This window comes from Sulfitobacter sediminivivens, assembly GCF_042611115.2.
Classification (GTDB): domain Bacteria; phylum Pseudomonadota; class Alphaproteobacteria; order Rhodobacterales; family Rhodobacteraceae; genus Sulfitobacter; species Sulfitobacter sediminivivens.
In genome coordinates this window covers 259164-283713 of the sequence record NZ_JBHGAR020000001.1, presented here as the reverse complement: position 1 = coordinate 283713, position 24550 = coordinate 259164, and the positions used below count along the sequence as shown (strand labels likewise).

The 24550-nt window shown below is 55.6% G+C and carries 30 protein-coding genes; 16 read left to right on the top strand and 14 right to left on the bottom strand.

Annotation, left to right across the window (positions count from 1 at the left end; all coding sequences use genetic code 11):
* The first annotated feature begins 48 nt into the window (after positions 1–48).
* From ACEWL3_RS01325 to aspS, 5 genes are read left to right on the top strand one after another with little or no spacing between them, the layout of a single operon-like run.
* Positions 49–1536, top strand: a complete 1488-nt coding sequence (locus tag ACEWL3_RS01325) for an FAD-binding oxidoreductase (protein WP_386177235.1) — start codon at positions 49–51, stop codon at positions 1534–1536.
* Positions 1533–1937, top strand: a complete 405-nt coding sequence (locus ACEWL3_RS01320) for a hypothetical protein (protein ID WP_386177234.1) — start codon at positions 1533–1535, stop codon at positions 1935–1937. The genes ACEWL3_RS01325 and ACEWL3_RS01320 overlap by 4 nt, the downstream gene beginning before the upstream one ends.
* Entirely contained in the window at positions 1934–2989 is a 1056-nt protein-coding gene (locus tag ACEWL3_RS01315; RefSeq protein WP_386177233.1) for a hypothetical protein, read from the top strand. Before ACEWL3_RS01320 ends, ACEWL3_RS01315 begins: the two co-directional genes overlap by 4 nt.
* Positions 2979–3263, top strand: a complete 285-nt coding sequence (locus ACEWL3_RS01310; RefSeq protein WP_386177232.1) for a hypothetical protein — start codon at positions 2979–2981, stop codon at positions 3261–3263. Before ACEWL3_RS01315 ends, ACEWL3_RS01310 begins: the two co-directional genes overlap by 11 nt.
* A 54-nt stretch (positions 3264–3317) precedes the next feature.
* The gene (gene aspS / locus ACEWL3_RS01305; protein WP_386177231.1) at positions 3318–5168 is read left to right on the top strand and encodes an aspartate--tRNA ligase; all 1851 of its coding nucleotides are present in this window, start codon (positions 3318–3320) and stop codon (positions 5166–5168) included.
* A gap of 35 nt (positions 5169–5203) precedes the next feature.
* Here aspS and ACEWL3_RS01300 read toward each other — a convergent pair whose 3' ends face one another.
* Both ACEWL3_RS01300 and ACEWL3_RS01295 read right to left on the bottom strand, forming a co-directional pair.
* Positions 5204–5680, bottom strand: a complete 477-nt coding sequence (locus ACEWL3_RS01300) for a hemerythrin domain-containing protein (protein ID WP_386177230.1) — start codon at positions 5678–5680, stop codon at positions 5204–5206.
* A gap of 169 nt (positions 5681–5849) precedes the next feature.
* The gene (locus ACEWL3_RS01295) at positions 5850–6035 is read right to left on the bottom strand and encodes a hypothetical protein (RefSeq protein WP_435000477.1); all 186 of its coding nucleotides are present in this window, start codon (positions 6033–6035) and stop codon (positions 5850–5852) included.
* A 163-nt stretch (positions 6036–6198) separates the two neighbouring features.
* Here ACEWL3_RS01295 and ACEWL3_RS01290 point away from each other — a divergent pair, with 163 nt between their 5' ends.
* A complete protein-coding gene (locus ACEWL3_RS01290) occupies positions 6199–6924 on the top strand; it encodes a GNAT family N-acetyltransferase (protein ID WP_386177229.1) in 726 nt (241 codons plus the stop codon).
* Positions 6925–6955: 31 nt separating this feature from the next.
* Here ACEWL3_RS01290 and ACEWL3_RS01285 read toward each other — a convergent pair whose 3' ends face one another.
* Complete coding sequence (locus ACEWL3_RS01285; protein WP_386177228.1) at positions 6956–7675, bottom strand: response regulator; 720 nt, start codon at positions 7673–7675, stop codon at positions 6956–6958.
* A 128-nt stretch (positions 7676–7803) separates the two neighbouring features.
* Between ACEWL3_RS01285 and mce the strand changes: the two genes are divergently transcribed.
* Both mce and ACEWL3_RS01275 read left to right on the top strand, forming a co-directional pair.
* On the top strand, positions 7804–8208 hold the full coding sequence (gene mce / locus ACEWL3_RS01280; RefSeq protein WP_386177887.1) for a methylmalonyl-CoA epimerase: 405 nt from the start codon (positions 7804–7806) through the stop codon (positions 8206–8208).
* A gap of 3 nt (positions 8209–8211) precedes the next feature.
* Entirely contained in the window at positions 8212–8499 is a 288-nt protein-coding gene (locus ACEWL3_RS01275; RefSeq protein WP_386177227.1) for a DUF1467 family protein, read from the top strand.
* Here ACEWL3_RS01275 and ACEWL3_RS01270 read toward each other — a convergent pair.
* From ACEWL3_RS01270 to ACEWL3_RS01250, 5 genes are all read right to left on the bottom strand, one after another.
* Positions 8438–9166, bottom strand: a complete 729-nt coding sequence (locus ACEWL3_RS01270; protein WP_386177226.1) for an EI24 domain-containing protein — start codon at positions 9164–9166, stop codon at positions 8438–8440. The two genes, ACEWL3_RS01275 and ACEWL3_RS01270, sit on opposite strands and share 62 nt — an antisense overlap.
* Complete coding sequence (locus ACEWL3_RS01265) at positions 9151–9729, bottom strand: nitroreductase family protein (RefSeq protein ID WP_386177225.1); 579 nt, start codon at positions 9727–9729, stop codon at positions 9151–9153. Before ACEWL3_RS01265 ends, ACEWL3_RS01270 begins: the two co-directional genes overlap by 16 nt.
* An 8-nt stretch (positions 9730–9737) precedes the next feature.
* On the bottom strand, positions 9738–10844 hold the full coding sequence (locus ACEWL3_RS01260) for a class II histone deacetylase (protein WP_386177224.1): 1107 nt from the start codon (positions 10842–10844) through the stop codon (positions 9738–9740).
* Positions 10845–10955: 111 nt separating this feature from the next.
* On the bottom strand, positions 10956–11432 hold the full coding sequence (locus ACEWL3_RS01255) for a VOC family protein (protein WP_386177223.1): 477 nt from the start codon (positions 11430–11432) through the stop codon (positions 10956–10958).
* A gap of 95 nt (positions 11433–11527) precedes the next feature.
* Complete coding sequence (locus ACEWL3_RS01250) at positions 11528–12775, bottom strand: MFS transporter (protein ID WP_386177222.1); 1248 nt, start codon at positions 12773–12775, stop codon at positions 11528–11530.
* 315 nt (positions 12776–13090) lie between these two features.
* Here ACEWL3_RS01250 and ACEWL3_RS01245 point away from each other — a divergent pair, with 315 nt between their 5' ends.
* Both ACEWL3_RS01245 and ACEWL3_RS01240 read left to right on the top strand, forming a co-directional pair.
* A complete protein-coding gene (locus ACEWL3_RS01245; RefSeq protein ID WP_386177221.1) occupies positions 13091–14170 on the top strand; it encodes a tartrate dehydrogenase in 1080 nt (359 codons plus the stop codon).
* On the top strand, positions 14171–15061 hold the full coding sequence (locus ACEWL3_RS01240) for an alpha/beta fold hydrolase (protein WP_386177220.1): 891 nt from the start codon (positions 14171–14173) through the stop codon (positions 15059–15061).
* Between the two features lie 406 nt (positions 15062–15467).
* Here the strand turns inward: ACEWL3_RS01240 and ACEWL3_RS01235 are convergent, their stop codons facing one another.
* Positions 15468–15809 (bottom strand): cupredoxin domain-containing protein, encoded by a 342-nt coding sequence (locus ACEWL3_RS01235; RefSeq protein WP_386177219.1) that lies wholly within the window; start codon positions 15807–15809, stop codon positions 15468–15470.
* The gene (locus tag ACEWL3_RS01230) at positions 15809–16333 is read right to left on the bottom strand and encodes a DUF4142 domain-containing protein (RefSeq protein ID WP_386177218.1); all 525 of its coding nucleotides are present in this window, start codon (positions 16331–16333) and stop codon (positions 15809–15811) included. The genes ACEWL3_RS01235 and ACEWL3_RS01230 overlap by 1 nt, the downstream gene beginning before the upstream one ends.
* Before the next feature lie 138 nt (positions 16334–16471).
* Between ACEWL3_RS01230 and ACEWL3_RS01225 the strand changes: the two genes are divergently transcribed.
* The 3 genes from ACEWL3_RS01225 (at position 16472) to ACEWL3_RS01215 (ending at position 18555) form a co-directional block, all read left to right on the top strand.
* A complete protein-coding gene (locus tag ACEWL3_RS01225) occupies positions 16472–17428 on the top strand; it encodes an AraC family transcriptional regulator (protein WP_386177217.1) in 957 nt (318 codons plus the stop codon).
* 110 nt (positions 17429–17538) lie between these two features.
* On the top strand, positions 17539–17910 hold the full coding sequence (locus ACEWL3_RS01220) for a hypothetical protein (protein WP_386177216.1): 372 nt from the start codon (positions 17539–17541) through the stop codon (positions 17908–17910).
* A 60-nt stretch (positions 17911–17970) separates the two neighbouring features.
* Positions 17971–18555, top strand: a complete 585-nt coding sequence (locus ACEWL3_RS01215; RefSeq protein ID WP_386177215.1) for a uracil-DNA glycosylase family protein — start codon at positions 17971–17973, stop codon at positions 18553–18555.
* Between the two features lie 227 nt (positions 18556–18782).
* Here ACEWL3_RS01215 and ACEWL3_RS01210 read toward each other — a convergent pair whose 3' ends face one another.
* The 3 genes from ACEWL3_RS01210 to dapD form a co-directional block, all read right to left on the bottom strand.
* Complete coding sequence (locus tag ACEWL3_RS01210; protein WP_386177214.1) at positions 18783–19121, bottom strand: DUF8846 family protein; 339 nt, start codon at positions 19119–19121, stop codon at positions 18783–18785.
* 62 nt (positions 19122–19183) lie between these two features.
* Positions 19184–19435: a GlsB/YeaQ/YmgE family stress response membrane protein gene (locus ACEWL3_RS01205; protein ID WP_386177213.1), complete on the bottom strand. Its 252-nt coding sequence runs from the start codon at positions 19433–19435 to the stop codon at positions 19184–19186.
* Positions 19436–19526: 91 nt separating this feature from the next.
* On the bottom strand, positions 19527–20354 hold the full coding sequence (dapD, locus tag ACEWL3_RS01200) for a 2,3,4,5-tetrahydropyridine-2,6-dicarboxylate N-succinyltransferase (protein WP_114880226.1): 828 nt from the start codon (positions 20352–20354) through the stop codon (positions 19527–19529).
* 196 nt (positions 20355–20550) lie between these two features.
* Here dapD and ACEWL3_RS01195 point away from each other — a divergent pair, with 196 nt between their 5' ends.
* The gene (locus tag ACEWL3_RS01195) at positions 20551–21396 is read left to right on the top strand and encodes an LOG family protein (protein WP_386177212.1); all 846 of its coding nucleotides are present in this window, start codon (positions 20551–20553) and stop codon (positions 21394–21396) included.
* A gap of 436 nt (positions 21397–21832) precedes the next feature.
* Positions 21833–22252, top strand: a complete 420-nt coding sequence (locus ACEWL3_RS01190; RefSeq protein WP_386177211.1) for a hypothetical protein — start codon at positions 21833–21835, stop codon at positions 22250–22252.
* Between the two features lie 203 nt (positions 22253–22455).
* Here ACEWL3_RS01190 and ACEWL3_RS01185 read toward each other — a convergent pair whose 3' ends face one another.
* Complete coding sequence (locus ACEWL3_RS01185) at positions 22456–23427, bottom strand: LysR substrate-binding domain-containing protein (protein ID WP_435000476.1); 972 nt, start codon at positions 23425–23427, stop codon at positions 22456–22458.
* 49 nt (positions 23428–23476) lie between these two features.
* Here ACEWL3_RS01185 and ACEWL3_RS01180 point away from each other — a divergent pair, with 49 nt between their 5' ends.
* Complete coding sequence (locus tag ACEWL3_RS01180) at positions 23477–24538, top strand: dipeptidase (RefSeq protein WP_386177209.1); 1062 nt, start codon at positions 23477–23479, stop codon at positions 24536–24538.
* Positions 24539–24550: the final 12 nt, after the last annotated feature.

The window sequence follows — 24550 nt, the reverse complement described above, 5'->3', positions numbered from 1 at the left end:
CTGCACCAGACTGAGCAGTGATAAGAGTTGTGGAAAGGCATTTTGCGGATGAAGAATTGGACTCGCAGGGCGGCATTGCTCGGGTCAGGGGCGGTGTTGGGTGCTCTTGGCTATCGCGGTTTGGCATCGCATAATCCGACATTGGACGGCGCGGGATCGACCGCCACGGCAAACCCACCCGGCACGCTTAACGATGCCAGCCTGTTGAGCCAGACGTCCGTTCACAAACATATTATCCTCAAGGATGACCCCGGCGAGACCCTCGTCGCGGCACTTCGGGCCGAGATAAAAGAGGCACGCGAGAATGGTCGCCCGGTCAATGTAAGTGCTGCGCGTCATTCAATGGGCGGTCAGGCGATCCCATTGGACGGTCATGCGATCACGTTTGACAATGGCTTGATCGAGCCAGACACCAGTCAAGGAACATACCGCGCCCACGCCGGGGCCCGCTGGGCACAGGTGATCAAGGCGATTGATCCGATTGGATATTCGCCCAAGGTCATGCAATCCAACAATGATTTTGGTGTTGCGGCGACTTTCTGTGTGAATGCCCATGGCTGGCCCGTGCCGTTTGGCCCGATGGGATCGACGGTCAAATCCATTGACCTGATCACCCCGGATGGGTCGCTCGTTACCTGTTCGCGTACTGAAAACAGCACGCTCTTTGATCAGAGCATGGGCGGCTACGGCCTGACCGGTGCCATCGTGTCGATGGTGGTCGAGATGGAGCAAAACACCCGGCTCAAACCATCATTCACCGAAATGCCCGCCGAGGATTTTGGCACCGCCTTTATTCAAGCCCTCGCAGATCCCGAAGTCACAATGGCCTACGGACGCCTGAACGTGTCGCGCGCCGAGTTTTTCAAACACGCGCTCATGATCACCTATCGCGCTACCGATGATCAATCTGATCTGCCTGCCGCGTCCGGATCTGGCACAATGTCGAAAATCGCCAGCTATGTGTACCGCGCACAACTGGGCAATGAGCGGATGAAGGACCTGCGCTGGTGGTTCGAAACAGACCTTGGCACATCGCTGGGTGGTGGTGAGACGACGCGCAATTCGTTGATAAATGAGCCGGTGATCACGCTGGATGACCGCGACGACACCCGAACAGATATTTTGCACGAATATTTTGTGGCCCCTGACAGGTTTCCCGATTTTCTGACGCTGTGCCGCGACGTGATCCCGTCGTCATACCAAGAGTTCTTGAACGTCACGCTGCGGTTCATCAATACCGACAAGGAAAGCTGGCTGTCTTATGCCACGGTTCCCCGCATCGCCGCTGTCATGTCGTTTTCTCAGGAAATGACCGCGCGGGCTGAGGCGGACATGGCGCGTATGACCCGCGATCTGGTGGACGGGATCATCGCCATTGGCGGCGCGTACTATCTGCCATATCGCCCACACCCCACCGTTGCGCAACTGGAACGCGCCTATCCCCGCGCTGCTGCATTTGCCGCCGCCAAGCGTGCCCTCGACCCTGACATGATCTTTCGAAACAACCTTTGGGACAGCTATCTGGAGCAGTTATGACCACTTTGCAAAAGATCGCGATCGGCTATTTTATGGCCCTGATGGGGGCCGCATCGCTGAACTATATTCCCGGTCTGACCGATGCTGATGGCCGCGCTTTCGGCATCTTTGCCCTCGATATATTTGATGATGCGCTGCATGTCGCTTCGGCGCTTTGGGCGCTGGCCGCGGCTTTGATCTCGCATCGTGCATCGCGGATGTTTCTGTTGATCTTCGGCGCGCTTTATCTGGGCGATGGGGTGTTCGGGTTCTTCACCGGCTATGGTTATCTTGACCTTGGCATCTTCACCAACGCGTCAGAGGGGATGTCGTTCACGATATTCCGTATCCTTGCGAACCTGCCGCATATCGCACTTGGCGGCTTTGCTCTGTTGTCAGTCTGGAAGCTGGACCGCGCATGATCCGTCGACTGGGCAAATGGCTGCTGCGGATTGCGATCAGTGCGGGCTTTTTGATCGCAGCATTGCTTTTGCCTGTGGCGTGGGTCGAATTTGGCTGTCGTGGCGACACGGTCGAAAACAGCTATACGTCCCTTTTGCCCCCGGAACATCACCGGGCAGAGGCGCGTACATTGCTGACCTATCCCGAATGGCACATCGTGCATGCCTATGACGATTACGCGCGGGTGATCCAAACAGACGATCCCCATGATTTCGGCTATTTTCGCGCCGTGCGCACCTATTGGTCGTCGCTTTGTGCTTTGAAGAAACAGGCAGCGTCACATGGGGGAGTGGATGGCGAAACCAAACAGCTGGTCTATGTGATCGGTGTCAGCTTTACCGCCGAACTGGCGCTAAAGGCTGCATATGAAGAAACCATAGGTCGTGTTTTCACCCTTTTGCGTGGGTCAGCACATACACCGCTGGATGATCTGTCCGCAGGCCAGGCCGCCGATTACGCAGCATTTTTGCAGCAGGTGCCGTGGTATAAATGGGATTTCGACGGCGATCGTGCCGCGCTATATCTTGCCGCCACGGATGCCTTGCGCGACCGTGAACGCCGCTTTGCGCTGGGTGCTGAATATGGGGCCAAATCCGCCTATGCGGGGGTGATTTCTGCGGCTGTTGCCGCGACGGGTGCCGACGAATTGACCCTGCGGATGATTGTCACAGGTCCGGACCTTGGTTTCCTGAACGGCTTGGATGGTATTACCGTAATTGGGCGAACCGACAAGGGTACGGAAATCGAAACGACCCGGTACCGTGCGTTGACGAGGCTCTTGGCGGTTATGGCAGGATACGGCGTGGATGTCGTTGAAATCGCAGGCAATGATGACATCATGCTGACTGTAATTTCCGACCAAACCACAATGGACGGAGCAATATTCAGCTTTGCACGGCAAGGATACGAGGATTATCGGCATTTGTTATGGGTCAAGCTGTCGGACCTGATGGATCAGTTGCGCGCGATTGCGGCGGGTCCCGCACAATTGGAACATGTGCATGATTACTAAGATTGTCCTTATAGGCTTTGCCGTTCTCATCGGATGGCTTGCCGTTCTGGCAGGTGTCATGCTGGTATCCGACGCGGCACCCGCTGCATTGGTCATGTTCCCTGACTCCGCGTTTCTGAACGACCTGCCACAAGGGGTGGCGATCCTGTCTCAGAACGCAGTCAGCGTGACTTTGATCAGCGAAATGAGCGGGTTTGGTGCGGCACTCTACCGCGCAGGCGCAATTGTGGTCCTGCCGGCGGGACTTTTCGGGTGCGCGCCCTTGACTTCCTGAGCCTCAAAAGGTGTACCTGCGACGAGAAATTTCAGCCCTCGAAGGGGACCCGCCATGCACGCCTATCGCAGCCAGACCTGTGCCGAATTGACCAAGGAAAACGTGGGCGACACAGTCCGCCTGTCGGGCTGGGTTCACCGTGTGCGCGACCATGGTGGCGTGCTGTTTCTTGACTTGCGCGACCATTATGGCATCACCCAGGTGATCTGCGATGCCGACAGCCCGGCCTTTGTCGAGCTTGAAAAAGCGCGTTCCGAATGGTGCATTCGGGTCGACGGCACCGTCAAGGCACGCGACGAAAGTCTGGTAAACCCCAAACTGCCCACTGGGGCGATCGAAGTTTACGCCCGCAATATCGAAGTGTTGGGTGCAGCGGCCGAGTTGCCGTTACAGGTCTTTGGTGATCAGGAATATCCAGAGGAAACGCGCCTGCGTTATCGCTATCTCGATCTGCGCCGCGAAAAGATGCAGGCGAATATGGTCCTGCGATCTGACGTTGTCGCCTCTATGCGCAAGCGCATGTGGGATGCGAAGTTCCGCGAATTCCAGACCCCGATCATCACGGCCAGCAGCCCCGAAGGCGCGCGTGACTTTTTGGTGCCTTCGCGTCTGCATCCCGGTAGATTTTATGCGCTGCCGCAAGCCCCTCAGCAGTTCAAACAATTGCTGATGGTCAGCGGTTTTGACAAATATTTCCAGATTGCGCCCTGTTTCAGGGACGAAGACCCACGCGCCGACCGCTCGCCCACTGACTTTTACCAGCTTGATCTTGAGATGAGCTTTGTCACCCAGCAGGACGTGTTTGACACGATCCAGCCGGTCATTGGCGGTATCTTCGAAGAGTTCGGCGGCGGACGTAAAGTGGATCAGGAATGGCCACAGATTTCTTACAAGGACGCTGCTCTTTGGTATGGCTCGGACAAACCAGACCTGCGCAACCCGATCAAAATGCAGGTTGTCAGCGAGCATTTCGCAGGGTCCGGTTTTGCGATCTTTGCAAAGCTGTTGGAGCAAGAAGGCACCGAAATTCGTGCCATCCCCGCGCCCACGGGTGGCAGCCGCAAGTTCTGTGACCGGATGAACGCCTTTGCACAAAAAGAAGGGCTGCCCGGGATGGGTTATATTTTCTGGCGTGAAAAGACAGCGGATGCAGTGGCACAGGAACTTGGCATCAGCGTCAAAGAGGCCCAAGCCAAGCTGAAATCTGGTGAGGTCGAAGGCGGCATGGAAGCAGCAGGACCTTTGGCCAAGAACATCGGCCCTGAACGTACCGAAGCCATCCGCAAGCAGCTTGGTCTGAATGTGGGTGATGCGGCGTTCTTTCTTGGTGGCAAGCCAAAAGCGTTTGAAGGCGTTGCTGGCCGGGCGCGCAATGTCATTGGTGAGGACCTGGGCCTGACCGACAAAAACCGCTTTGCCTTTGCGTGGATTGTCGATTTCCCGATCTATGAAAAGGACGAGGAAACCGGCAAGATCGACTTTGAACACAACCCGTTTTCCATGCCACAAGGCGGAATGGATGCATTGCAGGGTGATCCGCTTCAGGTGCTTGGGTATCAATACGACCTGGCATGCAACGGGTATGAACTCGTGTCCGGCGCGATCCGAAACCACAAGCCAGAGATCATGTTCAAGGCCTTTGAAATTGCAGGCTATGGCGAAGAGGAAGTGCGCAAGCGCTTCGGCGGGATGGTTAACGCATTCCAGTACGGTGCGCCGCCCCACGGCGGATGTGCGGCTGGGATCGACCGGATTGTGATGCTGCTTGCGGATGCGGATAACATTCGTGAGGTCATTCTGTTTCCAATGAATCAACGCGCCGAAGACCTGATGATGAACGCACCAAGTGATCCGAGCACCGATCAATTGATGGAATTGGGTCTGCGGGTGATCCCGCAGGAATAAGCAAAAAAGGGCCGCGGCGAAGCGGCCCTATTTTATTAGTCTTCCAGACTGTCTTCGCGTTTTTTGTCGATCAACCCGCGTTCTTCTTTTTTCCGCGCCTCGAAACGCGCGCCGTATCCTTCGATTTCGCTGGCGTCGATCACTTCTTGGGCCCGTTTGAAGACATCTTTTTCTTCTTCTTCCATGTGATGTTCGTAATCATGCTTCAGCGTCTTGAACCGGGTCAGCCAGCCAGAAGATGACATATCCATTTCGTTCAATTCCTCCATGATATCATCAAGTTGCTGGTGCTCATGAACAGAATGGCGCGCAGCATCCTGGCCCCAGGTCTTTGAAATCAGTTTGGAATAAAATGTTTCTTCTTCGGCTGCGGCATGAGATTTTACATCGTGGTAAAAACTGTCCCATGCGGTGCGGCGCTCTTTGCTGTCGCCGCTGGTCTCGGCGATCTGATCCAGCATTTTGCGATGGGTGTCATGGTCGTCCTTGATAGCGTCATAAATTGATGGCATGGGGGTTTCCTTTCAGCTGCGTTGCTGGAAAACGCCTTCCTCTTTAATCGGTTCCATCATGCAGAGGATAATGGCCTGGAATTTAACACCCACGGCAAATTCAAATTGAAAATATTGGAATGGGAAGCGCCGGACGCTTAATGTTCGGCCATCGCGCGCAGATAATAGTTTAGGTGTCGCTTATGTCAGCTGCGAAATAGCTACCCATGTTTGCCACAAGCCCGCCATCGCCGGCGTGAAATGATGCGACAATTACAATAGCAAGTCCGACAAGGGATGCGGTCAGCACAATCCAATCAACTCTAAAGTCACAGTATGCTTCTTTGCAGAAACGCAGCATTTCGGGACCAGACATCGTTCTTCCACTTCGACACGAACCCCCGTTCCCATTTAATCGAGGATTGCCATAAAATATGGCACCAATTGGGAAGCGGCGTGCCATAACTCTGACTTTTTAGATTGGCTTGATCGGATGAATAGGACTTGGCGGTCTCGGGGCATGCCCCTAACGTGATGTTATGAATAGGAATACAACATCCGACCGCCCAGTTGGCGCACTCGTACAGGACTGGACGCCGCCAGCCATGCCGTCTGGCGATATTCTGAACGGCCGGTACGCCCGTTTGGAACCACTGACAGCTGAGAAACACGCGGCCTTGTTGTTTCGCAGCTTCGATGGCCATGACCATATTTGGGATTACATGGCGGATGGGCCGTATTCTTCTGCGTCACAGTACCACCGCTGGGTCCGAGATAATGCGGGGCTTTCTGATCCGTTTTTTTACGCCATCCGCAATCTTGAGTCTGCTTGCTGGGAAGGGGTTGCAAGCTATCTGCGCATTGCACCCCAAAGCGGTTCAATCGAGGTTGGTAGCATCAGTTACAGCCCTGCATTGCAACGGACGCGTGCCGCGACCGAGGCGATGTATCTGATGATGAAATGGGCATTTGAGGCTGGATATCGTCGCTATGAGTGGAAATGCAACGCGCTCAACGGACCTTCGCGTCGGGCCGCACAGCGACTGGGTCTCAGTTTTGAGGGGGTGTTTCGACAGGCGATGGTGATCAAGGGTCGCAATCGTGACACCGCCTGGTTTGCCGCAATCGACAAAGAATGGCCCGCACTGAGGGAAGCCTTTGAAGCCTGGCTGTCACCCAGTAATTTTACTTCGGAAGGGGTTCAGATTGAACGCTTGGGTGATTTGACAGGACTGGTGCGGGCGACAAGCGACCCAACGCTTTAAACTCCACATCTGCTCGTGCTGCTCGGTGTAGTCAAATAGCGATTTTTTGGGCCAACCTGTTTTGTATCATTCCAGCGATTGCCGCCGCTTCAGAGCCTGAGGGCTGGCCTAGCGCACGTTTGGTGGCGAGCGCTTGCGCCGCTTGTTCCAGGCCTTCGTCACGGGCGGAACGGGCAACGCCGCTTAGAAATTGTGCCACGTAATCCAATGCGTGTTCATCAGGCGGATCGTCCAGCACATCGGCAATATGGGCTATGTCATCCTGATAGGCGATCTTGTCGGGAACGACTATTTCATCCGTGATTTCGCGGGGGCCCGTAGGGCGGCGGTCCGCGGGCAGCAGGGCCAGAATACATTCTTGAAACATCGCGATTGACGTTATGGGTTTGGCCAGAAATCCATCAGCACCCGCCGCCAATGCATCACCCTCAAGATGGCCGTCACCGGACATCGCCAAAATGGCTTCTACGCGTGGTTGGCATTCCGTTAATTCAGCGATCAGATCGACACCATTCCCATCTGGCAACCCCAGATCCACGATAGCAACCGATGGGCGATAGACCTGCAAGTGTCGCCTCGCGGAGCGCAGGCAATCCGCACGCCTGATCCGCGCACCTGAGCGCAGGCAGAGCAATCGCATTGCCTCGCAGGCAAATCGGCTATCCTCGACAACCAGAATAGTAAGCCCAAGCAATGGGCGCGCAGCGGTGGGCGCGGGGATGTTCGCCGCAAACGGGTCAATCGTATCCATCAAAGCCTCCAACATCTTTTGACGACCCCATGGTTACGCGGTGTTGGCTAACAGCAGGTTAATGTGACGCATTGCCCTTAGTGGCTCTGCTCGCCATAAGCAGCTATGCAGAACAACGGAGCATTATGATGATCGGACGCCTTAATCATGTGGCCATCGCCGTACCAGACCTTGACGCGGCAGCAGACCAATACCGCAACGCTTTGGGGGCGAAAGTTGGTGCGCCACAGGACGAACCGGACCACGGCGTCACGGTGATTTTTATCGAATTGCCTAATACCAAGATCGAATTGCTGTATCCTTTGGGTGAAAACAGCCCAATCCAAGGGTTTCTGGATAAGAACCCGTCCGGCGGCATTCATCACATCTGCTATGAGGTTGACGATATTATTGCCGCACGTGATCATCTGAAATCAACGGGTGCACGTGTTTTGGGGACGGGTGAACCCAAAATTGGCGCGCATGGCAAGCCAGTCCTTTTCCTGCATCCCAAGGACTTCAACGGTGCCTTGGTTGAGTTGGAAGAGGTTTAGAGTATGGGTGTCGTCTCTGGTCTGGTTCTGTTTGCCATCATCTGGTTCATGACATTCTTTGTTGCATTGCCGATCCGGGTGCAGACCCAAGGCGACTTAAAGAACGTGATTCCGGGGACCCATGCGGGCGCGCCTGAACATCATCATCTTAAGAAAAAGGCCCTGTGGACCACGTTTGTCGCGGTGATCCTGTGGTGCGTTATCGCGGGGATCATCCTGTCTGGCTGGATCAGCGTGGACGATATTGAGCGTTGGCTTCACCCTGCGGCAACAAGTGGAACAGGTGGGTAAACGTCGCAGCCCCCAAAATCGGGATCAGCAAGTTCAAAAGCGGTACAGACAGCGGCATCGCCATTAGAATGCCGGCCAGCCAGATGATGCCAAAGTTTTCACGCCGCAACGTCTTGGCACGTTTTCGCCCGACCCGGCGGATCGCGGCCATCGTGTAGTATTCACGGCCAAGCAAAAACCCGTTCAACGCCCAGAATATGAATATCGCGGCAGGGGCAAAGAGCAGGTAGAGCACAATCGCGAGCAGGTTTGCCCCGATCAGCACGCCCAGAAAATTCACCGTATCACGCAGAGCATCCCCAAAGGATGTCCGTTGTGCAGGTGGCAGATCGGGATAGTGCACACCCTCAACAGCATCAGCGACGTCATCCAGAAACATCGACGTAATGGCGGATGCAACCGGGACCATTAAAAAGATCGACAGGAAGGCCAGCAAAAATGCGGCCCCCCATGAGAGCAAGTCATTCAACCATCTGACTTCGCCCAAAACAGGCAGCCACGCCTCTTCGGGGGTGACCCATTCAATAAACCACGAAAACCCGGCAGTCGCCCCGATCAACAGCGCCAAGGACAGGCCAATGCCGATCAAAAATACCCGGCGAAACCGTGCGTCTGACAATTGTCCCACCGCCAAGCCGAAAGATTTCAATATCACTGAGACACCCATGATGTGATGCTTTCGATGTCTGGACGGGGGCGTTCGGGTGGGTGCGATGTTTCGGTGCCGATATGGATGATCCCGGCAATGCGTTCGTGATCCTCAAGCGCCAGACCGTCCCGCATGAAACCGCGATCATGCGCGGGCCAGCCACTGAGCCAATTGGCCCCCCATCCGGCGGCAAGGGCTGCGTTCAGCAGCGAAAGGCAGACAGCCCCGGCAGAGTAGGTTTGTTCCAAAGGAGGAATTTTCTCGGACGATTTTTGCACCTCGATTACGACCACCGCCAAATTGCCCTGATCAAATTGATTACGGCCTTTTTCGATCTGTTCGGCCGTGTGACCCAGCGCCGCACCACGGGTTTGCACAACGCCAGCCAGCCGCGCCATTGCGCCGCGTTCCAGAACGATAAACCGCCAAGGTTCCAATTTGCCATGGTCCGGTGTTCGGGCCGCAGCGGCCAGCAATACCAGTAAATCGTTACGGTCAGGGACCGGTAATCCCAGCGTTTTGGCAGGACGCGACCGGCGGGTTTGCAAAAACAGCAAGGCATCAGGATTGGGGTCAGGCATGGGATATCTCAGTGGTTCAGTTGATTTGCCATATCGTCAATTGACTGCCGCAGGAAGGCATCAAAAGCGGGTGTCGGTTGCCGGTTGTCATGCGCAACGGCAAGTGGATCACCGGCATCGACCGTACTTCCCGCCAAGGTCGCGATGGTTGAATGTCCGCAAAATGGCACATAAGCCTCGGAATAGCCGCCCTCATGCACCAAAACCAATTTGCCATCACATAGGCGTTCAGCGGTCTGTTTGATCCGCTTGGTCATCTGTGCAAAGGTTTTAACCGTGGCTTGCATCCGCGCCAGCGGGTCGATGATTGCGGCGTCAAAGCCGCAGGCGACAATGATCATGTCGGGCTTGAATGCTTCAATCGCGGGGATCACGATGCGGTCCATTGCGTGCAGATAGGCGGTGTGGCCAGACCCTGCATGCATCGGCAGATTGATGTTGTATCCATCGCCCGCACCCTTGCCCCGGTCCGCCAACGCGCCGGTATCAAGTGGATAATTCCCCTCTTGGTGCAGCGAAACCGTCAGGACATCATCACGGTCATAATAGATCGCTTCGGTCCCGTTGCCGTGGTGCACATCCCAATCCAGAACGGCCACACGTTTGGCCATCCCCTTGGCCTGCGCCGCTTCAATCGCAATCGCGATATTGGCCAAGAGGCAGAAACCGTTGGGAAAATCAGGCAGGCAATGATGCCCGGGTGGCCGGCAGAGCGCATAGGCGTTATGCACCTCTCCGGTCGCGACTGCATCCACGGCGGCAACAGCCAGACCTGCGGACAGGGCCGCAATTTCGTAACCCCCATGGGCAAAAGGCGTGCGGCGGCCCAGTTCACCGCCGCTCCCATCTGACAAGCGTTTGAATTCATCCAGGTAGGACGCAGGGTGCACCCGCTCCAGCGCCTCACGAGGGGCCATTTCAGCGCTGCGCACGTCCAGATCGCGGATCAATCCGGTGACGTCCATCAGGTTCTTCAATCGACGCTTGGTCTCGGGATTTTCGGGCAGGCCTCCTGCGGCCAAGGGCTGCACCAGACCGCCGATGGGCATGGTAAAGGTGTAATTGCCGCCCGCGTGCCAAAAGCACTTTTCGTCCCAGAAAAAACCCGTTGCCATGGTGGGGTGCCCCTTGTTGCTTGCTGGGGAAACTGGCCCAGAGGGGGATGATTGTCCATGGCCCCAAATGGCGTCGGTAATACGTCGGTATTACGTCGGTGCACCTGTGCCCTAAGGAGCCTCGGCCAGCAGCGCGGCAATATCGAGCCGATTATTCATCATGGCGAGGTTTCCGTCCGCATCCCGCGGCCAGTCGGCGGGCGCGCGATCACGGTAAAGCTCGACCCCGTTTTGATCTGGATCGCGCAGATAGACTGCCTCGCTCATGCCATGGTCTGCCGCCCCGTCCAAAGGAATCCCGGCGTTCAACACGCGCCCAAGAACGGTCGCGAGGCTGGCACGGTTGGGATACAGGAATGCCGCATGATAAAGCCCGGTATGACCAGATGGCGGTGGAGTGGCCCCGGCACTGTCCCAAGTGTTCAGGCCGATATGATGGTGGTACCCCCCGGCACCCAGAAACGCAGCTTGTTTGCCGTACCGCTGTGTCACCTCAAAGCCGAGCACATCGCGATAAAAAGCGATCGCGCGGTCGAGGTCAGAGACTCTGAGGTGCACGTGACCGACGTGAGGATGGACAAAAGTCATAACGAATCCCTTTTGATGATGCGGCAAAAGATGCGCCCGGGCGCGCATTCTGTCGAGTCGCACAGATGCAGGTATCATGTGCAATGCTGCAAGGTTCAGTCGGCGTCAAAGCCCCTGTCAAGCGCGCGCCAACCGGCAAGGGCCAGTGTCAGTGCGCCAACTGCGGCCATCAGAAACGGTGCTGTCAATGCGGTGTCGCGCGCCAGTGTGCCTTCTGCAATCCGCACGATAAGACCGGACAGCAGCAATCCAACAGGCATCATGCCCCACGCCAGCAACCGATAGAGGCTGTTGACCCGACCAAGCAGGGCATCGGGTATCTTGCGTTGGCGGTAAGACACGGAAACGGTGTTCCAGACCAACCCGGTAAATTCAAACGCGGCGAGGACAACGGCGAGTGCAATCGGGCCGGGAGCATAGGCAATGCCGAGAAAGGCCGGGAAGGACGCGAGCAGCATCCACTGGGCTGTCCGCTTTGGCCCAAGTCGGGTGATGATCGCATCGCCCCACCAACCGCCGGCAATGCCGCCCAGTGCCCCGGCGGCCAGGATCAGACCATAGGCGCGGGCATCAAGACCCAGATTTTCCTGCACATGCAGAACCAAGGCGATCATCACCATCTGAAACAGCAGGTTCCACACCCCGGTGATCCACGCCAGTGACCGAAGCAGTTGTGCGCCCCAGAGAAACTGAAACCCCTCTTTCAATTCACGCCGCCAATTGCGCGTTTGAGTTGGCGCAGGCTGAAACTGCCCTGCGATGCCCAGTACAAGAAAAACGGCCGCAACATAGGCAAGCGCCCCGACAGCGAAGGGCAGCGGCAAGGCCGCGGCAATCAAAAACGCCCCCAATGCAGGGCCGATCAATGCGTTGCCGACCAGTTCGACGCTCCAGAGCCTCCCGTTGGCCTTTTCCAAACGGTCCTGTGGCACCAGCGCGGGCAACATGGTCTGGGCCGCATTGTCGCGGAACACTTCGGCAATGCCGACAATCGTGGCAGCGGAAAGGATGGCGATATAGAGGCCGGGTTGAGTGAGCGCTGTTGTCGGCGGTGCCAGCGGCACAGCAGCCCAGATTGCAAAAGCCGCAAAGGCAAAAGCCACACCGCGCAGCAAGTCCATGCGCAGGATCAGCAATCGGCGGTCGACGCGGTCGGTGATGACGCCCGCCGGGATCGCGAAAAAAAACCAAGGGAGCCGCAGCGCGACGGCGACCAGCGCGATCAAAAGTGGGTCACGTGTGAGCAGAGAGGCCAGCCATGCCCACGCCACTGTCGCTATGCCATCCGCGAGGTTGGTCAGGCCAGATGCCGCGACAAAACGGGCGAAAGGGGATGTGGTCATGGCGGTGAATTTTCCAAAACATTCAACCCGAATTGGCCGATCTTTCGGGGTGGGGGTCAAGGGGGAAACGCCGGAAATGTTTGGAAAATCTTGGGGGATGTTGGGGTGATCAATCGTCATCCAAGGTCGGCTTTGTGCCCATAGTGCATTATGCTGTGTGGTCTACGAATGAATAGTCTTAGCGCAAAGACGCATTCCATTAATTCTGCAATCCGAACGAGTAACACCCAAGGTCCATAACAGACTTGCGCCGCGCTTGTGTTGCTTGACCTCAAAGACTGGCTTACTCAGAGCGCGACCATGAGGATAAAACATATGCCAAACAACAGCTGGAAGATCGCCGTCATCCCAGGCGACGGGATCGGGAAAGAGACCACACCGGAGGGCATTCGTGTCCTGGAGGCTGCCTCGAAGCGGTTCGATCTCGGTTTTGACTTTACCGACCATGATTTTGCCTCCGCTGACTATTACACCAAGCACGGGCAAATGCTTCCTGATGATTGGAAAGACCATTTAAGCGGATGTGATGCCCTGTTTTTTGGGGCTGTCGGATGGCCTGAGGTTGTGCCCGATCACATCTCGCTTTGGGGATCGCTGATCCAGTTCCGGCGGGAATTCGATCAATACGTCAGCCTGCGTCCCGCACGCGCCATGCCCGGCGTTCCATTGCCGCTGGCGGGGCGCGCGCCCGGCGACATCGACATGATGATCGTGCGTGAGAACACCGAAGGCGAATATTCCTCTATCGGTGGCAGGATGTTCGTCGGCACGGATCGCGAAATCGTCCTGCAGGAAACCGTCATGAGCCGTATCGGCGTTGACCGCATTCTCAAATATGCCTTTGATCTGGCGGCGAAACGCGGGTGCCATCTGACATCGGCGACCAAATCCAACGGAATCTCGATCACGATGCCCTACTGGGACGAGCGGGTCGCAGAGATGGCGACGCATTATCCCGACATCAAAGTCGACAAGTACCACATCGATATCCTCACGGCCCAGTTTGTCCTTCACCCGGACTGGTTCGACGTTGTCGTGGCATCCAACCTGTTTGGCGACATCTTGTCTGACCTGGGCCCCGCCTGCACTGGCACAATCGGGATCGCACCTTCGGGTAACATCAACCCGGAAGGTAAATTCCCCTCGCTCTTTGAACCGGTCCATGGGTCCGCGCCGGATATCGCCGGACTAGGGATCGCCAACCCGGTCGGGCAGATTTGGGCGGCAGCGATGATGCTGGAACATCTGGGTGCCCAGGAGGCCAGCGGGTCAGTTGTCGCCGCGATTGAACGGGTGTTGTCAGAAGAGGCCCTGCGCACCCCGGACCTTGGCGGACCAGCCGACACCAAGACATGTGGTGCGGCAATTGCGGATGCCGTTTCGGAAGGGTCGTAGGTGGTCGCCTCCGCCTTTCTTGAGGGCTTTGACGTCCAAAGGGTCGCGCTGCCCGAGATCGCAATCAACTATGCCCACGCCGGGACCGGACCGCCGGTATTGCTGCTGCATGGCCACCCGCAGACCCATGTGGTCTGGCGCAAAGTCGCCCCGCGCCTTGTGGAGGCGGGATACCAGGTCATCGCCCCCGATCTCAGGGGCTATGGCGACAGCGACAAGCCTGACAGTGACCCGTCACACCTTCCATATTCCAAAAGGGTCATGGCAGCCGATCAGATCGCCCTGATGAACCACCTCGGTCACAAGACCTTTTCGGTCGTCGGTCATGATCGCGGGGGGCGTGTGGCACATCGCCTTGCCCTTGATTTTCCAGATGCGGTCGAACGGCTAGTCGTACTTGATATCGCCCCGACGCACACAATGTATGCGCAAACCAATCAAGAGTTCGCGACGCGCTATTTCTGGTGGTTCTTCCTGATCCAGCCAGATGGGCTACCCGAGAAGATGATCGCCTCAGACCCGGAGTACTTCCTGCGCAGACATATCGCGGGCCAAGTAAAAACCGAAGGGTCTGTGGACGAGGTCGCGATTGCGGAATACCTGCGCAGCTATCGTGATCCGGCCACACTTCATGCGATTTGCGAAGACTACCGAGCGGCTGCGAGCATTGATCTGGAGCACGATCAGGCAGATCAGACCAGTCGCATCAACGCTCCGCTTTTGGCTATTTGGGGCGAGAATAGCGTTGTCGGTGAACTTTATGACGTCAAGGCGACCTGGCAGGAAAAAGCAAACCACGTCTCGGGTGTAGCTCTGTCATGTGGACATTCAATCCCCGAGGAAGCGCCAGCTGAATTAACCGGACATATTCTTAGATTTCTGGCGGGGTGAAGGAACCTCGCCTGTGTTACCGCATTTTGCCATTCCCGTTGCCACCAGCAAGGTCCGCTTCGTCCGCATAGATAACTTTCATGCTCTTAAGGAGACGCCCGAACGAGTTTCAAAAGTGGTTCATAAAATGAACAAATCACCGAATTGGACCTAGGTGCCCGTCATAATGAACCGGTGGCTCCTTTGAGACCATCGTAGGCGACGCCGGGGCCTTTGCGAATTGCCGCACTTACAAATGAAAAATTTGATGTCCTTTCCGCACGACTAAAAGTGGCGTTTACGCTGTTGGAAGATTTTTCGAGGGCTTCCAACAGAACGGGTAAGCATGTTCCTGGACATGCGATAACATTCTTGCGCCTCGTGTAGGTACACCGATCTGTCGAAGGTTGAGGTCAATTTTTTCCAGCTATAAAATTTCAATTGAACCTTTCATATGCGGGTGGAAGGTGCAGAAAAACGAGGTTTCCATACCTTCGATGACGGTGATTTCCGCAGTTTCACTCTTTGCGATTTCTGCGGTGTTCCAGCCAAACGCGTCGGCGGTTGCCGTATGTGGTGCAACATCATGGTTGGTCCAGCGGATCGTGTCGCCGACATGGACCTGCACCAGATCCGGTTCAAATTTGAACGCCTTGATCGCAATGTCATGCACATTTGGCTCAGCTGCAAGAAGGGGAGATGTGGTCAGGACGACTGCTGATGCAGCCGCCCCGCCAATCACGTCCCGGCGTGGGTATGATTTTGCCATTACTGCAGCGCCTTAACCATCAGTTCAGCATGCGCTTCATGGGCCTTGAAAACGCCAAGCCCCTGCTCGAACAGTGCCTTGACTTCGGCATTGTCGATATTGGGGATCATTGTATTCTCAACGAGATCGTTCACGGCTTGGTGATAGGCCAGCTCATTGGCGGCATAGGCCGCGTCAAACTCTGCGCCACGCAGTTGGACAAAGCCATCGATGATCTTTTCTGCATTTCCATTCAGTGTTTGGCTGAACGCATTATCCTGCGCTGACGCCCCCAGCTTGTCCAGCAGGCCAAGGGCCGCTTCGTTTACAGCCGAGTGGTCACGGATCATGGTATTGGCGAATGTGTGGATGTCAGGATTGGTCGACAGCGCCAGCGCCAGATGCGCATAGCGAATATCGATGTTGTCAGCGGTATAGGCAATATGGGCATATTCAAGGTCGCTCATGTCAGCGACTTCCTGAGCAGATGCATGAACACCTGTCATGGTCAATGTGACGGCGAGTGCGGAAATCAGTTTCTTCATTTTGGAAGCTCCATTGTATGTTTCGATAGGAATTGAGTACCCCCAAATGATCCGTTCGATACATGCTCATTCATTCCAATTTTCGTGCAGATCGTTCAGATATCTGTACAGTTATCACAGGTCGTGTATGTTCAAGCCATGCTTGATCTTCTGAGTGACATCCTCACCAACCTGTCCATGCGCGGTTCGCTATATTTCCGCACGTCCCTGACATCTCCTTGGGGAATCGAAGTGCCACAATTCGAAAATGTTGCGCGCTTTCATTTCGCCCATCGGGGCAATTGCCTGGTCGAAGTTGAAGGCGCGAAAAAACCGGTGTGTCTGGAACAAGGTGACCTTGTCATCATTCCTCATGGTGCCTCCCACAAGCTCTACTGCGCCCCCGAAACACGGCACGCGGCCCTGCCACTTGAAACGGTTATTGAGCAGTCTGGCTATAACGGAAACGGTGTGTTGGTTTACGGCGGCGATGATGATGACCGTGATACGCAGCTAATCTGTGGACATTTTTCGTTCGAACCTCACGCAAAACATGTTTTGATGGAGCGCCTTCCACCAATCATCCACCTTAAGAACTATGGTGAGACCGCCGGAAAATGGATGGAGGCCTCGTTGCGCGTTATTGGCGATGAGGCCGGCGGGCGCAAAATGGGAGGCGACCTGATCGCGCTGAAGATGTCTGAGGCGATCCTGGCGCAGGCGATCCGTAGCTTCATCGAAAGTCAGGATGCTGACGACTGGGCTTTGGGTGCGTTTTCCGACAAGCAGCTAAGCCGCGCGTTGGATGCCTTTCACAAATCCCCGGCAGAGCGCTGGACCGTTGAGGCCCTGGCCAATGCGGCAGGTATGTCGCGCACAAGCTTTGCTGTTCAATTTCAAAAACTCATGCAGATGTCACCAATGGAATATGTGACCGGATGGCGGATGGAAATCGCCAAGAAAGTCTTGCATCAATTGGGGTGTTCGCTGACGGATGCAGCTGAAAGCGCGGGGTATGCCTCAGACAGCGCCTTCACGCGGGCCTTTAAGAAAGAGACAGGCCAGACCCCAGCAGAGTTTCGCAAGCTAAAAAAGCCCGCTCGTTCCATTTCCTGAACGGTCTGCGCGACATCTTGGATGGGTGGATATGGATGGAAGCATTTTTTTGAGATTAAATTTTCTCGATCAACGCTGAATATCAGCGCCGCTAAGAGAAAGAAGTAATCATGTTCCTACGCTGCATCACCAAATCGGTCCACGCCTATCTCGACTACCCTGTCGCGCTCGGTCTGATCGCCATGCCATTCCTGTTCGGGCTGGGTGAAACGGCCCCATTGGTCTTTTGGCTGTCGGTTGCTGCGGGCGTTGCAGCCTCTGTTTTGAACGTACTGACAGATCATCATCCGGGTATTGTTCAGGTTCTGCCCTACAGCCTCCATTTCACAGTGGATGGTTTGGTCAGGCTGACCTTTGTGGCCGCGCCTATCGTTATGGGATTCGCAGGAGTGAAATTCGGGTACTATATGGTCCTCGGTCTCCCCGTTCCGGCAGTCGTTGGGTTGCACCAGTCCGAAGATCGAACCGCCATTGCCCCGTAGGTCCTGGCAATTGCAAAAGGCCGCGCGCATGGTGTGGCCCATGAAATTTGAGGGCTAGGCATGGCCGAACAGCCAACTACTCAGATACTTTTGAAGAATGTGCGTGCCTGCAAGATATGCAAAGGCCTGCCGCTTGGTCCGCGCCCGATCCTTCAAATCAGTTCCACAGCAAAGCTTTTGATTGTTGGGCAAGCACCGGGGCGCATAACACACCAAAAAGGCATTCCTTTCGATGATCCATCTGGAGATCGATTAAGGGGTTGGTTGGGGATCAATAGAGGCACATTTTACGACGCGTCAAAGATTGCAATTCTCCCCATGGGGTTCTGTTTTCCCGGCACCGGGAAGGGCGGCGATCTGCCTCCGCGTGTCGAATGTGCGCCTGCGTGGCGGGACAGCATCCTGGAGATATTAGACGGCATCGAGCTAACGCTGGTTATTGGTCGATACGCCATTGATTGGCACTTGCCAGAATATTCCGGGCGTACTGTGACAGATGCGGTAAGATCATGGGTCGATGTCTGGCCAAAGAACCTCATCTTGCCCCACCCGAGCCCTAGAAATAACGGGTGGCTAAAGACAAACCCATGGTTCGAAACAGATGTGGTCCCCACTTTGCAAGAGCGCGCAAAACAACTGCTCTAGTCCAGTTTGCAGGCTCGGTGTCTCCAATGCAGACATTCGCTTGAGGTGCTCAAACGGCGGCAAAGTCCCGCGAGGTCGACCTTGGCAAAGCTACGATAGAGGTCCGTTTTGAGTTAGAACTTCACGGTACCATCGGGCGAATTGATCCAGAAAACGGCTGAAATCCCGTCAATCACTGGTGGCGTTTCACTACAAGGGCAGAGTATGTCTTTCACGCCGAAATAATCTCAGTCAAAAAACGGCGTCATCTGCGCGACGATCACAGAATTCTCTTCCAGCGCGCGCTGCATCAGGCCGCGTTCTTCATCGTCAATCTCGTGCCCCTCGGCCTCGCGGTCAGCCAAGGTGCCATAGCCGGTGACATCCAAAGGGTTGGTATCCGCCTGTTTTAGGATCGCAACCGTTTCACGCACGGCTTCTGCCTCATCCACGCCAGAGGCAAAACACATCAGCGCAGCGCCGGTCGCCTTTTCAGGCAGGCCATCGCCGTCCTTGCGTCCGATCTCGACCAACAGCGTATAGACCTGCTGGCGAGACGGTTTTTTGGGTTTCTTGGTGTCAGACATGAAAAAGCTGCCGCAAATAAATTCGCAGCAGCCCTAACGTGTCCATGCGACCTTGAAAAGGGTCAGCTGCGCCCGCGTATTGCGCGCCATGCCCAAATGACGAGGCACGCACCGACCAAACCGACCAGCAGTTGTGGCATCCAAGCGTCAGCCGCGTATATGTTGAACAGCCCCAAAATGAAGTTCAGGACAACCGCGCCCACAATACCCAGACCGATATTTGCGATCAGGCCAGTGTCTGCCTTCATGATCATGCTGGCGATCCACCCCGCAAGGCCACCTACGATGATGGCTCCGATAATTCCGATACCCATGTGTTATTCCCTTAGAAGTCAGGCCGACATTGGCCCTCCGCCTGTTAAACTGCGCAACACGGCATTTGGTTCCCGGCGATGGAATACACCCTTAGTCGCGCAACAGCTCGTTGATGCTGGTCTTGGACCGGGTACGTTCGTCGACACGCTTCACGATCACGGCACAATACAGATGCACACCGTTCTTTGAGGGCATTGATCCAGCAACCACAACCGATCCTGATGGGACTTCACCATACATCACTTCACCGGTTTCACGATCCACAATCTTGGTGGATTGGCCAATGAACACACCCATGCCCAAAACGGAGCCTTCGCGCACGATGCAGCCTTCGACCACTTCGGATCGCGCACCAATGAAACAATTGTCTTCGATGATTGTTGGTCCGGCCTGCATCGGCTCCAACACGCCGCCAATGCCAACACCACCAGACAGGTGCACGTTCTTACCGATCTGTGCACAACTGCCGACAGTGGCCCAGGTGTCTACCATGGTGCCGCTGTCGACATAGGCACCGATGTTGACGAAAGATGGCATCAAGACAACGCCCGGCGCGATAAATGCGGATTTGCGTACGACGCAGTTCGGCACGGCACGAAAACCTGCAGCTTTCCACTGGTTATCGCCCCAGCCCTTGAATTTGCTGTCAACCTTGTCCCACCAACCGGCACCCTGCGCGCCGCCTTCCTGGTGTTCCATATCTTTGATCCGGAACCCCAGCAATACGGCCTTTTTGGCCCATTGGTTCACATGCCAATTGCCATCCGGCTGCTTTTCCGCCACGCGCAGCTTGCCTGAATCCAGCGCATTCAGCGTGTCCTCAATCGCATCGCGCGTTTCACCTGTTGTCGCTGAGGTGATCTGGTCACGGGTATCCCATGCGGCTTCAATGGCGGTCTCGAGTTGGGCGTTGGACATGGGGTTCGTCTCCGACTGCTGAATAACTGTTACCGCGCTATAGCGCTCAGCTTGGGTTGGCGCAATCATTCCCGCTCGGATCGTGCCGCCATCACCCCTTTTTTCAAAAGCACGATCCAGGTTTGAATAACACAGACCCGTTGCATGTTCCGGGCAACCGGGCCACTTTGATCCCAACGTATAACCGGAGATATCCATGAACGAAGCCAACCGCCGTCACCCGTTGCGTGACGCGCACACAGACCGCACTGCCGCTGCCGAAGCGCCTGATACCGCACAGACCCGCGCGCCCGCATATCGCCTCGCCTTTACCGATGGCGAATTCATGTGCCGGGAGGAATTACGCCCCGTTCGACTGCAGCTGGAACTGCTGAAACCAGAAATGGGCCTGGATGCGCATGGCATCAAATCAACCATCGTCCTGTTTGGCGGAGCACGTATTCCGGAGCCGTCAAAAAAAGCGACAGCGCGCACCGAGACTCTGGCCGAGTTGTCGCATTTCTATGATGAAACGCGCGAATTCGCCCGGCTGATGACGCTGAAATCAATGGAAAACGGCGGGAAGGAAGGCGTCATCGTAACCGGTGGCGGACCAGGTGTGATGGAGGCCGGCAACCGCGGGGCCATGGATGCCGGTGGGGAATCTATCGGGTTGAACATTGTGCTGCCGTTCGAGCAAGCCCCGAATGAATATGTCACGCCCGACCTTTGTTTCAACTTTCACTACTTTGGGATTCGCAAGATGCATTTCCTGATGCGCGCAAAGGCAATCTGTGTCTTTCCCGGTGGTTTTGGGACATTGGATGAAATGTTTGAATCCCTCACCCTAATCCAAACCGGACGGATGCAACGCGTACCGTTCTTGCTCTTTGGTCGCGCTTTTTGGGAAAAGATTATAAACTGGGATGCGCTGGCGGACGCAGGCACCATTTCGGTCGAAGACCTCGACCTGTTTCGTTTCGTTGAAACAGCCGCAGAAGCAATGGAGCTGATCGAAAACTGGGACACACCCACAGCACGAGATCAAATTCCCGGACGCTGATTTGGGGCGCATTACGACGCCGTCGGTGCCAGAAAGTAGAAAGAGGTCTGTGCGTTAATCGGCCTAAGGCTCTTTTTTGAACTTGTTGTTCTTCCGATCACTCGAGCACAGCAATGGGCCTTGCCGATGCTGATGGGTCCGGGCTTTATAGTGTCGCACGCTCTCACAGGCTTGCTTTAGAAAGGCCCGTGCTGCCTTTACGTCCGTTGGCGCTGGTCTCGACAGGATAGGGCGAGGCGGCAGTTTCAGGGCACCGCAAAGAGAACTATATCTGGCGGAAACCGGTGGTGTTTGAATGGATCGCGCTGCATGATGAAACTTCTCGTAAACGACGACGCCTCAGATCTGCCGACGCGTGAAAATTAGTGCAACAGAGATGTTCAGAGCTATGGATCCGACGCACGCGCCTGAGACAAAGATATCCCGGAGCAAGCCAGTGACGGAGAAAAACACAAAGTCAGAGCAATTCGGCTATTCTGGCAAACCCTTGTTTCAGAAACTTGGTCTGAAGCCCGGCATGACCTGTTTGCTGGTCAATGCGCCCGAAAATTATCCAACACTGGTGGCTGGCGTCGATGGGGTGGCCTTTGTTCAAAACGCGACCAAGGCCGATATGGTGCATCTTTTCTGCGATACCCGCGCCGATCTTGAGGCGGATATCCGGCACGCGCTGGACAGTGCCACAGAAGGCGGGATGGTCTGGATTTCCTGGCCCAAGAAATCGTCCAAACTTTTTGTCGACTTGACCGAAGATGGCATTCGCGAGGTTGTTCTGCCGACGGGTTGGGTCGATGTCAAAGTCTGTGCCGTAGATGGGGATTGGTCCGGTCTCAAATTCCTGCAGCGGAAGAAATGACAAAAGCTGAGTTTTTGGCCTCTATTTTGGGATAACGCGCGCGCACCGGTGAGGTTTTTGAGTGCCGGCTTCGGGTCTGCCTTGGCACAAAATACGTGAAATGACTTGAATTGCGTATTTTTCTCTTTGCGCCTAAATCAATTTTGTATCCGGCGGTTCGGCGCTGAATGCAAACAAGGGCCAGAAGATTGCGACGGCATCAATCAGGCCTTTTCTGAAAAGAAATCTTTCGCGGTATGTAATCTCAGGTGGCGCATGAATGACCGGGCCATGCTGGAGGTCGGACCGTGATCGGGTGTCGCGAAATAGCTCCGATATTCGATTGGCGATGCAAATGAACGGAATGCAACACCCTCTGATCGATACTGCACAATCGGAAAGGGGTTGACGATCGCAATGCCAAGCCCTTCCTTGGCGAGATCTACGGCAGCAACCGATGTCGAGACTTCGGCTACGATGTGCGATGTGACACCGCTGCCATGCAAAACTTTCTCAAGCTGTGCGCGACGGGCGTGTCGATGGGTCAGCGCAATCAGCGCCTGACCATCCAAATCCATGGGGTGAATTTCGTCACGGTCGGCCAATGGATGATCGCTCGCCATGGCACAGACAGCGCTGGATCTGCGGTAGGGTGTTAATTTCACGCCGTCACGGGACAGCTCCACACCCGTAACTCCTAGGTCAAAACGCTGGTCAACTATGCCGCGAATGACGTCCTCAGAGGGTGCCACCTCAAGGCTGACAAAGAAGTGAGGGTTGAGTTTAAGAAAGGTCGCAATATGGTGGACCAGAAAGCGATGCGCATAGGTCGGCGGCGCGATAATTCGCAACGTTTCCCGCGCCACTTCCGGCGGCCCATCAATGCGGTCCAACGCTTCAAACAAGGGGTCCAGACGCCGGTTCATCTGCGCGGCCTCGTTGGTAGGACGCAACCTGCCACCATCGCGCTCGAACAATGTCCGACCGGTTCGGGTCTCAAGGCTCGCGATGGACCGGCTGATTGCGGATTGCGAAAGACCCAGCCGAATGGCCGCCTTTGAGGTTGTCCCACTTTCCATCAATGCGCGCAGGGCCTGATATTCTGGTAGGCTATGCCATATTTTGGTGCCCATCCAAGCCTCTACATAAGTATCATCATAGTATGAGATAATATCAAGTAATTGAGGCTGGTCCATGAGAATTTATGGGATAAGCTGATTTGATATTTCTGGGGGTAAAAGCAACGTGAGTGATCCGACATCACCTGCCATTTTCGATGGCCACAACGATGTACTTTTGAAACTGTACCGCGATGGCGGTGCAAAAGCCGCAGAAAGCTTTGTGACCGGACGAGATGGCGCGATTGATGTCCCCTCCGCAAGAACTGGCGGATTTGGTGGCGGGTTTTTCGCGGTCTATGTGCCATCCCCTGCCGATCTCGATTTCAAGCTCAACGAGATGGTCAAACCGACCTACGATCTCCCTCTGCCTGAACCGATTGACTGGGAGGACGCGTTTCCGGTGGTCATGTCTCAGGCTGCAATCCTGTTTGATCTGGAAAAGCGCAATGCGCTGACGATCTGCCGCACAACACGGGACATTGAAGTGACGCTGAAAACCGGAAAAATCGCCGCGATCTTTCATATCGAAGGCGCAGAAGCGATTGATCCGGATCTCAATACCCTTGAGGTCCTGTATCAGGCTGGCCTGCGCTCCATCGGTCCGGTTTGGAGCAGATCCACGATCTTCGGGCATGGCGTGCCCTTTCGCTATCCAAGCACACCTGACATCGGCAACGGGCTGACGGATCACGGATTGCGGCTGATCCAGCGGTGCGATGAATTGGGGATAATGGTGGACTTGTCGCACCTGAATGAGGCAGGGTTCTGGGATGTGGCGCGACATTCCAGCAAACCGCTGGTCGCGACCCATTCAAATGCGCATGCGATCTGTCCGCACAGCCGCAACCTGACCGACAAACAGCTTGCTGCGATCCGCGAAAGTGATGGCATGGTTGGGCTGAACTTTGCGGTCGCGTTCCTGCGTGACGATGGGCGTATGGTTGCGGAAGTGCCATTGGAACAGATGATCAGGCATCTCGATCACCTGATCGAGCATCTGGGCGAAGACCGTGTGGGCCTGGGCTCAGACTATGACGGGGCGATTGTACCGGAGGCGCTTACCTCTTGTGCATCTTTGCCTAAATTGAGGCAAGCAATGGCAAGGCACGGCTATGACGACGCGTTGATGGTCAAGCTATGCCACGGGAACTGGCTGCGTGTGCTTAAGAAAACCTGGGGCGCATGACCCGCCAAGCCG